General features: G+C 59.6%; 6 protein-coding genes and 1 pseudogene. 5 read left to right on the plus strand and 2 right to left on the minus strand.

Translation table 11 applies throughout. The annotated features are described in order from the left end of the window. Window positions 1-610 precede the first annotated feature (610 nt). Window positions 611-1,729 carry a metalloregulator ArsR/SmtB family transcription factor gene (locus tag QZY67_RS10125; protein WP_295369975.1) on the minus strand — a complete coding sequence of 373 codons (1,119 nt, stop codon included), beginning with the start codon at window positions 1,727-1,729 and terminating at the stop codon, window positions 611-613. Window positions 1,730-2,148: 419 nt separating this feature from the next. Here QZY67_RS10125 and QZY67_RS10130 point away from each other — a divergent pair, with 419 nt between their 5' ends. The 4 genes from QZY67_RS10130 to trmB all read left to right on the plus strand — a co-directional run bounded on the left by QZY67_RS10130 (window position 2,149) and on the right by trmB (window position 11,850). Continuing rightward, complete coding sequence (locus tag QZY67_RS10130) at window positions 2,149-8,415, plus strand: S8 family serine peptidase (RefSeq protein WP_295369977.1); 6,267 nt, start codon at window positions 2,149-2,151, stop codon at window positions 8,413-8,415. 311 nt (window positions 8,416-8,726) lie between these two features. After that, window positions 8,727-9,929 (plus strand): RtcB family protein, encoded by a 1,203-nt coding sequence (locus QZY67_RS10135; RefSeq protein ID WP_295369978.1) that lies wholly within the window; start codon window positions 8,727-8,729, stop codon window positions 9,927-9,929. A gap of 28 nt (window positions 9,930-9,957) precedes the next feature. After that, on the plus strand, window positions 9,958-10,713 hold the full coding sequence (locus tag QZY67_RS10140; protein WP_294534988.1) for a nucleotidyltransferase domain-containing protein: 756 nt from the start codon (window positions 9,958-9,960) through the stop codon (window positions 10,711-10,713). A gap of 432 nt (window positions 10,714-11,145) precedes the next feature. Next, on the plus strand, window positions 11,146-11,850 hold the full coding sequence (trmB, locus tag QZY67_RS10145) for a tRNA (guanosine(46)-N7)-methyltransferase TrmB (RefSeq protein WP_294534997.1): 705 nt from the start codon (window positions 11,146-11,148) through the stop codon (window positions 11,848-11,850). 143 nt (window positions 11,851-11,993) lie between these two features. On the opposite strand, the gene QZY67_RS10150 is transcribed toward trmB, so the two are convergent. Beyond that, window positions 11,994-12,245 (minus strand): hypothetical protein, encoded by a 252-nt coding sequence (locus QZY67_RS10150; RefSeq protein WP_294534991.1) that lies wholly within the window; start codon window positions 12,243-12,245, stop codon window positions 11,994-11,996. Between the two features lie 356 nt (window positions 12,246-12,601). Here QZY67_RS10150 and QZY67_RS10155 point away from each other — a divergent pair. Beyond that, window positions 12,602-12,694: pseudogene (locus tag QZY67_RS10155) on the plus strand (IS481 family transposase); the annotation flags it as partial. Between the last annotated feature and the right edge of the window lie 453 nt (window positions 12,695-13,147).

Here is a 13,147-nt window from a genome sequence, read left to right on the forward strand (position 1 = left end):
GCTGCCCACAACCGCCGTTCTAACAACTTCCCTATGAGGCCGCTTGGCTGGCTTTCTCCTTGCGAATTCGCCGTCCAATTTGTTTGACAAACCTACAGGGGGCGGATAGATGGCTGTCAGGAACTATTCGCACCGCCTCACAAGCAATCTTTGCATAGAACTGCCTGTGCGGGACACATGGGGCGTCCCAATCCGGCGGGACAGCTCCCCAGGAACAGCAGGAGGACGTCTCACCCCGGGACCTGCGGGACAAGCCCCTGCTCATCTCCCGGCAGGTGGACAACAAGAGCGGCCTGCACCGCTGGCTGCGGAAGGAGCCCTCAGAACTCCAGACCATAGCCGCCTATAATTTGCTCTACAATGCCTCCCTGATGATGGAGGAGGGGATGGGTTACGCATTTACTCTGGACAGGCTGGTGAACACCGCCGGGAGCAATCTCTGCTTCCGGCCTCTCAAGCCAGGGCTGGAGCTGGGATGTACCCGGCCTGGAAAAAATCTAAAAAATAATATCCCATTAGGGCGTCCGGCTGGCACATGCCAAAAGGCGGATCCGGGCCCTAATGGGATACTTTTTTCTCCGCTGGGGCCCCAGACTGGTCAGACCCTCAGCTACCGCAGGTAATCCGTAGTGGAATAATTCCCCAGAAGCAAATACCGCTGGTGGGCCAGCAGATGATCCACGGCGGCCTTGTCCACCGAATAATAGACCCGGTTTCCGTCGACCGTGCAGGAGATCAGACCCACGTTGGACAGCTTGCTCATATGGTGATGGATGGTATTGCGGGCAAGGCCGAAATGGTTGGACAGCTCCTGGCCATAGGCCGGGTGATCCCGGAGAAAGCACATGATGTCAAAGCGGGTGCGATCCCCGAGAACCTTGATGGCATTGAAGATCTCCGTGGCCTCATCTTCCAAACGGAACAGCTGATCCAGCAGAAAACGGCGCATCACGCCGCTGTACAGCAGCACTTCACCCTGTCCCAGTTGAAGGCCGGGATTTACGGACAGGTTGGTATCCAGGCCGAATATAAAGGGACGGATATGGTAGACGGTATTGGAGGACAGAGAGAGACTGGAAGTCTGGCACAGATAGGACTCCGGGTCCGGGGCATTTACCACGTCCCCAAAGGAGCGGGCAATTGCCTCCAGCTCCTCCCGCCGCTGGGACAAAGCGTCCAGTACAGGCGCGAGATAGGAGGCCGCCTCATCCAGATAACTGTCCCGACGGTGGAAAACATCCAGCAAAACCAGCTTGCTGTCGGAGGGAATCTCCAGAGCGCGGATTCCATCGATCAGCTTACCCTCAGAATCCTCGCCGGGAGATTCCGTGCTGTCGCACAGGCCCAGAGACATCAAAAGGTGATAAGCTGCATGGTTGGAAGAGAGCGCATGCGCCTGCTCCAGCAGCGAAGACAGGCTGCCGTCATAGCGGCTGAGTACAGGATAGAAGAGGAGAAAAGCGGGGGAATAGGCGCCGATGGTGCTGTGCGAAAATCCCGGAAGACTGTTGAAGAAACGGTCCAACGCCTGGGGAGGGGTGGAAACGCTGTCATCCAGGTAGGTGAAGATCTGGTCGATAGGGGAAAAGCGGGTCCAGAAGCCGTCCAGATCCTGTACGCCGCGCTGCTTCAAGTGTTCCGCCATGTACTGGCCGGTATATCCGCCAGCCTTGCGGCCCAGGTAGGCGAGCGCCTCTAAAAGGAAATTGGGGATGGGAAGATAGTCCATATGGTACCTCTTGATTCGGTCAAAATATTGGCGCCCCATCGGGAAGCGCCGTTTTGCTGTGGACGGGAGGGGCGGCTCCCAGAGCCGCGCCGGCGGCAATTACACTCAGTATTACACAAAACGATTCATCTGTCAAATGTAGGACAAGTGTCTTGACAGCTGGAAAGTACTTGCTGTATAATCGAACGCAAGAATGACATATATAGATAGAACAAGTTTGTTCTAAACATATGTGCATTCATGAAGCAGGCGGATGCCGAGAGAGGATGAATCTTATGAAAAAAGCGATAGCATTGTTCCTGACACTGGCAATGATGCTGAGCCTTACCCCGGCAGTTTTGGCAGCAGACAGCGGGCAGGCGGATCGCGGAACGCAGCTGGAAGCTGTGGAAGTTCCAGGGGAGTCGCTCCTGGATGACATGGAATCATCTGACAGCGACCGGGTGAACGTCGAGCCGCTGTATGATGACAATGAGATTGTGACCGTGATTGTCCAATTGGAGGACCCTGCTCTGATGGACTATTACGGCACGAGCGCATACAGCGCGGACAATGGCATGACCCCCGGCGAGTCTGTCTCCGCGTTCCTGGGCTCCTCTGCTGCGCAGTCCGCCGCCCAGGACCTGCTGGACGAGCAGGAAATGCTCGCAAACCAGATTGCCGGTCTGGGCCAGGATGGCGCAAGCCGCACGTTCAGCGCGCAGCCTGCCGGCGCGGAGGTGGTGGCCCAGTGGACCGCCCTGCTCAACGGCATGGCTGTTGAAGTCCCCTACAAGATGCTGGACGAGATCCGGGCTCTGGACGGCGTAAAGCGGGCCTATGTGGCCCGGACCTTTGCCGAGCCCGATGAGCCGGTCACCGACGCCGGCGGGATTGCCGGATACAGCTATGATATGGTGCACCTGCAGGAGGTCTGGGACGCGGGCTATACCGGCAAGGGTATGCTGGTGGCCGTGCTGGACACCGGCCTGGACCTGGACTGGAGGGCCTATGAGAGCACCGAGGGCTCTCACATCTGGTCGGTTCACGAGGCTTTTACCGACAACTCCTTCAAGAGCGCTGACGCCAAGGAGAACCTCCGCTACAACAGCGCCAGCCTGGCCAGCTTCCTTCTGAGCAACTCCCTCAATGCCGAGACCAGAGGGAGCGAGACCGAGGTGACCTATGAGTTCAATGCCCTGTATAAGAATCTGAAGGTCCCCTTCGCCTATGACTACGCTGACCTGGACCTGAACGTACTGCCCAGCGAGAGCGATCACGGCACCCACGTCGCGGGCACCGCGGCCGGCTATTCCGAGGATGAGGAGGGCGTGGTGGAATTCTCCGGCGTGGCCCCCGACGCCCAGATCCTGGCTATGAAGGTCTTCGGCGACGCCACCGGCAGCGCCGCTGAACCCGACATCCTGAGCGCCCTGGAGGATGCCGTGAAGCTGGGCGCCGATGTGGTCAACCTGTCCCTGGGCAGCGACAACGGATTTGCCGAGGATGACACCGCCGCCAACGACGTCTATGCGGCGGCGGAAGAGGCTGGCATCATCCTGATGACCTCCTCCGGCAACTCCGCCTACTCCAGCAGCAATAACAACCGGGGTGGATATAACCTGTCCAGCGACCCCGAGATCTCCATGATGAGTTCTCCCGCCGTGTACGACTCCAACCTGGCGGTGGCTTCCATCAACAGCACCGTGGCCGTCGAGGCTTATTTCACCTGGACGGACGAGGACCAGGTGGAGCACAGGGTGGTCTACAACGACCCCACCGGCGTGGCCATGAAGTATAAGTTCGCGGGGCAGGAGCCCGTCTCCATCATCCCTGTGAGCGGCGCCGGCACCGAGCAGGACTACTATGACGCCGGCTTCCGCAACTACTACGGATATGGCGAAAAGGGTGTCTCCGGAATCGCCCTGGTGCAGCGGGGCGGCGAGGATGAGGACGGCGAGCCCGTCACCTTTGCCGATAAGATCAACAACGCCACCCGCTTTACCTGGAACTACTACGACTCCAGCACGGGGACCAACGTCTCTGCGTGCCCGGTGCAGGCCGTCATCGTCTACGACAATGTGGAGGGCGAGCTGGTCACCATGAGCGTGGACGGCACCGCCCTGACCTCCTGCTTTATCTCCAAGGCCGACGGCGAGGCCATTGTGGAGGCCATCGAGAGCGGCTATGACGTGAAGATCACCGTACAAGAGGAGGACCGGCTGGTCTCCTGGGATCAGGCCGGAGAGATGTCCGAGTTCTCATCCTGGGGCGCGGGTCCCGGCCTGGAGCTCAAGCCGGAGATCACCGCCCCCGGAGGAAATATCTGGTCCTCCATCACCGGCGGCTCCTCCGCCGACGGCAGCACCGGCTCCTACGGCATGATGAGCGGCACCTCCATGGCCTCTCCCCATATGACCGGCATCGGCGCCCTGGTGGAGCAGTATGTCAGGACCAAGGGCCTGAGCTCCAAGCAGGACATCGCCGACCTGACCAGCCGGCTGCTGGTGAGCACCGCCATACCTCAGAAGGACGGCGACGGCGTGTACTACTCCCCCCGCCTTCAGGGCGCGGGCCTGGTGAACGCCGGGGCCGCCATCTCCACCCCCGCCTATATCACCGTGGATGGAGAGAGCGTGGGTAAGCTGGAGTTCTATGATGACCCCGCCTGGACCGGCTCCTATGACTTTACCTTCCAGGTCAACAACATGACCGCCAACGAGCTGACCTACGACGTACAGGCCGTGTTCCTGCGGCCCGACACCAGCACCGACGGCGAGCACACCTACATCCTGGACAGCGACGTGGTGATTAAGACGGCGGACCTGGGCTCGGTCACCGTGCCTGCCATGAACAGCAGCGCCTTCTCCAGCGTCAGCTTCTCCGGAAACGCGGCGCTGACCGGCGAGGAGATTGAAGCGCTGCGCGCCCTCTTCCCCAACGGCACCTATGTGGAGGGCTACGTCATCCTCACCCCCCGGAACGGCACTGATCCCCAGCTCGGCCTGCCCTTCCTGTCCTTCCTGGGGGACTGGACGGCCGCGCCCATCTTTGACGCCGCCACCTGGCTGGATGCCGCTGAGACGGACTCCGGCTCCTATTTTGACAACGACTACACGTGGCAGCCCATTGTATTCGGCTACTACGATGGCTACGGCTTCTATAATCTGGGCCAGAATATCTTTGACGGGACCTCCGGCCAGGAGCAGACGGTCTACCACGAGGGGAACGTCACTCTGGCCCCCGGCAGCGGCGTGTTCCAGTCCATCAACGATATTATCATCTACCAGCTCAGGAGCGCCAAGCTGCTGGTGGTGGAGGCCCGCGATGCCGAGACCGGCGAGCTCTACTACCGCGACCTGGCCACCTACCAGCTCAAGACCACCTACGACGCCAGCTATGGCTATCCCATCCCCTACTCCCTGCGCTACTTCACGGATACCTACTGGGGCGGCACTGACCTGGAGGGCAACGTGCTGCCCAGCGGCACCGAGTGCGTCTATACGATCACGGCCTATGGCGAGGGGGATTACGGCGATACAGTCTATAACGAAGAGGCCGGCCGCTACGTCAGCGACTTTGAGGCGGTGGACCCCACCGACCCCGCCACCGAGCCCACCTTCAACGGCCACGCCATGGACAAGACCGGCGACGTGATCTCCTTCCACGTCCTGGTGGACACCGAGGCGCCCCGGCTGGAGAACAACGCCGTGTCCATCTATGAGGAGGACGGCCGCACGTACCTCACCGGCACCTTTGTGGACGACGGATCCCTGGCCCTGGTGCAGGTGGCGCCCGTGGTGACCCGCACCAGCAAGTATAACCCCGATTACAGCGACACTGCGGTAGCCACCGGCGACTCCTTCTTCACCGAGTACATCTACGACGAGGCCTCCCACACTTACACCTTTGTTGCAGACGTGACGGAGTACACACATAACGAGAGCTACCCCGGCGAGAGCGCCGCCTATGACTTTACCTGGACGGGAGCTGTTTACATCTACGGCGGCGACTACGGCGGAAACGAGCGGGTCTATGCCGTGTCCGTGGACGAGGGCAACAAGACACCCGACCGGATCAACCTGTCCCAGACCTCCGCGCTGCTCTATGTGGGGGACTCCTTCGACCTGAGCGTGGTGGACAACACCGGGACCGATGAGGAGTTGATCTACACCTCCAGCAACCCCGAAGTGGCTGTCATTGACGAAGCCGGCAGCGTGATCGCCCTGGCGCCCGGCCAGACCGTCATTACCGTCAGCAACAGCAGCGGCAGCGCCGTGTGCGTTGTGGCGGTGCGGGAGCATACCACCGAGGTGCTGGACTTCAACCTGTCCATTGAGAATTTCAGCGGCATGAAGCCCAACGGCGCCCTTCTGGTCAAGGTCACCGACCTCTATCCCGCCGACGTGCAGCTGGAGGAGATCCGCTGGGAGGTCAGCGAGAGCGACGAGACCGCCGAGGTCTACGAGGGCCTGGTTACCTGCGAGCAATACAGCAGCGACGGTCTGTCCGGCATGATCTCCCTCAATTACAGCGCCACCGGAGGCGGCGAGTATGAGGGGCTGGACCTTAGCGGCGAGGGTACGCTGACGGTCACCCTCAACGGTGTCAGCCGCACCATGACCCTGGACTGGGAGAGCCTGTATAACCAGAGCACCGATGAGGACCTGGTCCCCGACATCGGCTACAATGAGCAGATCATCTATGTGTCCCAGGGCGAGACCGCCACCCTGGTGACCAGGTACAATGATGCCGGCGCCCACAACGTCGGCAAGGTGGCGCTGTACACGGCGGAGGGCTATAGTGAGGACAACCAGCCCACCACACCCGCTGTTGGCCTTGTTCTGGACGGCCCTGATTTCTTCTATGTGGGGAGCAGCGAGCCCTGGACCGGCAAGCTGGTCAACGAGGCGGGCTACGCCCTGCCGGAGGAAATCCATATGTACTATCGCTACAGCTCCGGCCATGAGGTTGAGCTTACATACTATGAAGACGCGGAGTCTGTTCCCTCCTATGCATATGCCTGGTTCACCTATGACAGCGCCACCGGAGAGATAACGGCCAAAACGCCTACGGGCAGCGACAATATTCTGGCTATCCGGGCCGACGGCGTGGCCGATGAGGACAATCCCGGCGGCACCCTCAGCGGAGAGACCTATGAAGAGGTGGAGCCGCTCTACGGTCCCTTCGACTGGGCCGCCACCCCGGATCACACCCTCACCGGTGAGCTGACTACAGCCGAGGGCGTCTTGGTGAACAACATCACAAAGAACGTGGCTTACTACACCCCCTCCGAGCCCGGCGTGAGCTACATCACCGCTACCACCAAGGACGGTAAGTACAGCTGCAACTTCGCTGTCGTCTGCATGCCCATTGATGCCGAGCGCATCGACATGGAGCACAGCCTGACCATGAAGACGGGAGAGACGCTGTCCCCCAACGTGACCTTCGAGCCCCAGCCCACCCTGGCGGAGGATGAGGAGCTGATCTGGACCTCCTACAACCCCGACGTGGTGACTGTGGACGAGGACGGCACCCTGACCGCCCAGTCTGTGGGCTACGCCTATGTCCGGGCGGCTACCCGCGCAAACTCCTCCGTCGCCACCTACTGCATTGTCCGGGTGGTGCCCGGCGGCGAGCACGATCACCAGCTGGTGCTGATCAACGAAAAGGAGGCCACCTGTACCGAGCCCGGCTACAGCGGCGACTGGCAGTGCACCATCTGCGGCGAGATCGTAAGCGAGGGCTCCGTTGTCGAGCCTCTGGGCCACAACAGGGTGCTGGAGGGCTATATCGCCCCCTCCGCCACCGAGGACGGCTACAGCGGCGACTGGGTCTGCTCCCGCTGCGGCATCCTGCTGGAGCGCGGCGAGGTGCTCCCCGCCACCGGCATCCCGGTGCCTGAGCTGCCCAACCCCTCCTATCCGCCGGAGATTGCGGATGCGGACAACGGCTCCGTAACCGTCGCGCCCACCAACCCCAAGCGGGGCAGCGAGGTGACCATCACGGTCCAGCCCGAGCCGGGCTATGAAGTGGGGACCGTGACTGTCACCGACCGGAACGGCAGCCGCGTGGACGTCACCGCCAATCCGGACGGCACCTACAGCTTTATCCAGCCCGGCAGCCGCGTAACTGTGACGGTTGACTTTGTCGCTGCGGCGGAAGTGGAGATGCCCTTCACCGATGTGAGCGGAGGCTGGTACCATGACGCGGTGCAGTACGTCTACGAAAACGGCCTGATGCAGGGTGTCGGCGGCGGCCTGTTTGGGCCTGCTCTTACCACTGACCGGGCCATGATCGCCACCATTCTGTGGCGTATGGAAGGCGAGCCCGTGGTGGATTATGCCATGGACTATGCGGACGTGGCCGGCGGCGTCTGGTATACGGAAGCCATCCGCTGGGCCGCCAGCCAGGGGATTGTCACCGGATATGGCGACAGCCGGTTCGGTCCCGCCGACACCGTCACCCGGGAGCAGCTGGCGGTCATCCTGTACCGCTATGCGGGCGCCCCCGCGGCGGATGCGAGCGCTCTGGACAGCTTCTCCGACAGAGGCCAGGTCTCCAGCTGGGCCGGAGACGCCATGGCCTGGGCCGTGAGCGCGGGCATTATTCAGGGCAATGGCGCCGGCCTGAACCCCGGCGGCACCGCCACCCGTGCGGAAGTGGCCGCCATCCTGATGCGGTTCGTGGAGTCGGGTATCCTGTAACCGCCCCAATCCGGCCGTGAGGAAAATCGAATGGAAGAGTTGAATACGGCCGGTAAAAACGGACTGTGACAAAGTACCCCCTGATGCAGGAAAACGTAAGTACTGCATCATGGGGTACTTTTGCGATATGGCGCCATGCCCCATTTATGAGATCGCAACTTTTTTTCCGTGATTTTCCGCAGACTATCATGTATGCTTAAATCACGGCAGAGGCAGGCAGAAGCGCCGCTGGAAGCATATGACTGAGCAATATGGAGACAGCGCTTTCGCCGGTGCAGGAGCCGGACAAAGGATTGAGAACGGAGTTGGCTATGGTTACAGTTCAGGGTTTATATAATACCGCCGTCTGCTACACCCCCGCACTGGAGGATGCGGCGCGCGACCAGATCCAGGCGGTGTGCGATCGGCCGGAGTTTGCCGGCTGCAAAATTCGGATCATGCCCGACGTCCATGCCGGCAAGGGCTGCACAATCGGCACCACCATGACCATACAGGACAAAATCGTGCCCGGCATGGTGGGCGTTGATATCGGCTGCGGCATGGAGACGGTGGAGCTGGCCGAGCGGGAGATCGACTTTGACAGGCTGGACGGGCTGATCCGCAAGGAGATTCCCTATGGCCGGGAGGTGCGGGAATCTCCCCATCCGCTGAATGGCCGGATTGATCTGGCACAGCTCCGCTGTGCGGGACAGGTCAACCTGGGCCGCGCCATGCACAGCATCGGCACCCTTGGCGGCGGCAACCACTTTATTGAAGTGGATCGGGCCGAGGACGGCCGCCTGTTTCTGGTGGTCCATTCCGGCAGCCGGCATCTGGGCACCGAGGTGGCCAACTTTTATCAGGAGGAGGGCCGGCGCGCCCTCTGGGGCGGCGCCCACTATCAGATCCAGGCCGCCATTGCCCGGCTGAAGGCTGAGGGCCGTTTTCAGGAGATTCAGAGGACAATCAAAGGGCTGAAGAGGGAACACGAGCTGCACATCCCCAGAGATCTGGCCTATGTGGAGGGCAAACTGTTCGAGGACTATATCCATGACATGAGGCTGACCCAGCGGTTTGCCGCGCTCAACCGCAAGGCCATGGTCGATGTGATCATAACCGGCATGGGCCTCACTGCCGTGGAGGCGTTCACCACCATCCACAACTATATTGACACGGATGCCATGATCCTGCGGAAGGGCGCCGTCTCTGCCAGGGCCGGTGAGAAGCTGCTGATTCCCATCAATATGCGCGACGGCAGCCTGATCTGCACCGGCAAGGGAAACGACGACTGGAACTGCTCCGCACCCCATGGCGCGGGCCGCCTGATGAGCCGCCAAGCGGCGCTCCGGGAGCTGTCCATGGAGGAGTTCCGAAGTGAGATGGAGGGGATCTATACCACCTGCGTGCTGCCGGACACCCTGGACGAATCCCCCATGGCGTATAAGAGCATGGATGAGATTATCGCGCAGATTGGCCCCACGGTGGAGATTGCTGCCCGCATCCGCCCGGTCTATAACTTTAAGGCGGCGGATTAAACCAAAAGCAGGGAGGCTGGTGTTGGCTGTGGAAGCATGGATCAAAGAAAAACTGCATGAGATAGAGCGGCAGGAGAACTGCCGTATTCTGCTGGCGGTGGAGTCCGGCAGTCGCGCCTGGGGCTTTGCCTCGCCGGACAGCGACTACGACGTGCGCTTTATCTACGTGCGGCCCAGGGAGAGCTATCTCAGGCTGGAGCGCGTCCGCGATGTGATTGAACGCCCCATCCATGACAGTCTGGATATCAACGGCTGGGATGTGGACAAGACACTGAGACTCCTCCATAAATCCAATCCCACTGTATTTGAGTGGTTCTCCTCGCCCATTGTGTACAGGACAACGTCCTTTGCCGAGCGATTTAAACCGATCATGGGGCACTATTTCTCATCCAAGAGCGGGCTGTGGCACTATCTTCAGATGGCGGAAGGGAACTACCGCGATTACCTGCGCGGCGATATGGTCAAGGCAAAAAAATATTTCTATGTGCTGCGGCCAATCCTTGCCTGCCGCTGGATCCTGGAAAAGGGAACACCGCCGCCGATGCTGTTTTCAGAGTTGGCGGACAGCCAGCTGCCGCATGAGCTGGGGGACACGGTCAGAAAGCTGCTTGCGCTGAAGATGAACGCGCCGGAGGTCAAGATGATCCCGAGGATCGATGCGCTCAATGCGTATATGGAACAGAGCATCGCCGAGGTCCGGGAGCTGGTCACGCGGTACCCGAGAGAGAAGGTCCGGGATTGGGAGGAACTCAACCGCTTATTCCTGTCCGCGCTGGAGATGTAGCCCATGGTGGAATTACCGCCCAGGGTGAAAACGGCCTTTGAACTGCTGGAAGCGCCGGCTGAGAGGCGTTCCTTGCGGGAGGCGCTGCGCGCGACTACGTGCACGGCGAGGGCACCGGCAAGGACTGAGATGTCGCCACCAACGCACTGCCTGAGCAGATCAAGGAGGTCTTTTCACGATACCGCCCTAATTTCATCAGGGATTGCCGGTATGCCAGGTCCTGTGCCATACTCTTGCCCATGAAGGATAGGGCCTCGTCTCGTATAGTTGTTGGCTGCAATGCCAACTCTAACCGATGAGGTCCTATCCTTTTTATTTGGCTGTCCAAGATATATTGCAGTCCTGCTGTTTGACAGACCTACGGTCTTTACAGAAAAGTACGTGATATGATATGATATGAAAGATTTTAAGTGAGGTGCAGACAGTATGAGAATGCGGAAAAAGCCAAATCTGATTCCGAGAATGGAACGCTGTGCGGCGTGTCAAATCCGTGACCCTGAGAGCAGACGCGAACACTGGCGTGACCTGATGCCGGAGGCGAGGGAGCTGCGGCTGGAGCTGGGATGCGGCAAAGGACGGTTCACTGCCGAGACGGCGGCGCAAAACCCGGATATTCTTTTTATCGCTGTGGAGCGGGTTCCGGACGCCATGGTCATTGCCATGGAACGGGTAACGGCTATGGAGCTTCACAATGTATTTTTTGTGGATGGAGACGCGGCCAGGCTGCCCGAATACTTTGCCCCCGGAGAGGTAGACCTCATCTATATCAACTTCTGCGACCCATGGCCTACCAAGCGGCATGCCAAACGGCGGCTGACCTTTGTAAACTTCCTGAAAAAGTACCGTGAGGTTCTGAAAGAGGAGGGGCAGATCCACTTTAAGACAGATAACCGAGATCTGTTCGAGTGGTCCCTCACCCAGTTTCCCCAGGCTGGCTTTGCGCTCTCCGAGGTGACCCGAGATCTGCACGCAAACGGCATCTGCGGCGTGATGACTGACTACGAGGAGAAGTTTCACAACCTGGGTACCCCCATCAACCGCTGTGTAGGCACCATGGGTGAGCTTCCACCTGAGCCGCTCGAGGAAACGTCCGAGGTGGAAAATGAGGACAAGAGCGGATTATCAAACCAAGTGTAATCGGAAGTGAGTTCAAAGTCCTATAATTTCCGAGCAGAATGGAATTTTTAAGACTTTGCGAGGTCTAGCGTCGATTAGCGCCAGGCTTCGTTTTAGAGTGGCAGGAGCGTAAGCGTCAAATTAATCGACGGATATATCTATCCCTAACCCCAATCCGTACCGGCGTGTAGAAGCAGTCCCAGCGGTACACGGGGCTCCGTCGTAGTCCGGCGTGTCGTGTAGGGATAGTGCGCGTTTTTGAACACATGGTCGCTGTGGTAGATCACGGAGGCATTGCTCTGGTTGATTTTCTCCAGCACTTCCCGCACGCCGGTGTCATAGAGCCTGGCCTCCAGGATGCTCCCGTTTGCCTCAGACTCATAGCTCCCACTCTTCAGCCCCTTCAGTTCCTTCATCTTCGCTGGGCGCCTTGGGTTGGAAGTTCTTATATGGAACAGAGGAGTCTCTGGCCTGCCAGTTCTGCGGCCCACAGCCATTCGAACCGACACACAGAGGCAGAGCCGAAGCGGATCCGGGATATGCGCCGGAGAAATCCCCGGTTGGGCATGGTGGAGCTGTGGCACAGGCTGCGGCTACACCCGCCGCCCGGAGAGCCTGTTCCGGGTAATGCGTAAACTGGGACTGTTCCCACCGAAAGAGAAGAAACCGGCCTGCAAGCCCAAGCGCTACCAGCAGATGACCTATCCCGGCCATCGGGTTAAAGTGGATGTGGTGGGAGATACCTGCGCTGTTTGAGACCGCCGCCGCCCAACTGGGTATCCGTCACAAGCTCATCCGCGCCTATACCCCCAGACACAACGGCAAGGTTGAACGCAGCCACCATGAGGATCAGAAGCACTTCTATTCCTGCCACAGATTTTTCTCCCTGGATGGCTTCGCTAAACAGCGCATCCTCCATGACCGCCGCTCCAATAATTTCCCTATGAGGCCGATTAACTGGCTTTCTCCTAACGAGTTCACTGTCCAATATGTATTGTACTCCTACACTCTTGCAATATTCTTTCTTTTATCGTATACTATTAACGCTCGTCACCATACTGAATAGTGGAATATGCTCGGGCCAATCCACAACTCTATATCCAGGTATAGCGCAGTTGGTAGTGCGCCTACTTTGGGAGCGTGAGGCCCAGGTTCGGGCCGAAGTCCTCGGAAAACCCGGAAAGTCTTGGGACACATGGGCTGACAGCACTTTCCCCCTCGCCGGTAACTGGTCAAAAATCGGCGTTGACCACATGTTTGACCACAATTGGAAAATTTCATAACCGGGTGTAGCGCAGTTGGTAGCGCGCTTGCTTTG

The sequence above is a fragment of the uncultured Pseudoflavonifractor sp. genome (assembly GCA_904419835.1).
In the GTDB taxonomy this organism is placed as follows: Bacteria; Bacillota; Clostridia; order Oscillospirales; family Oscillospiraceae; genus Pseudoflavonifractor.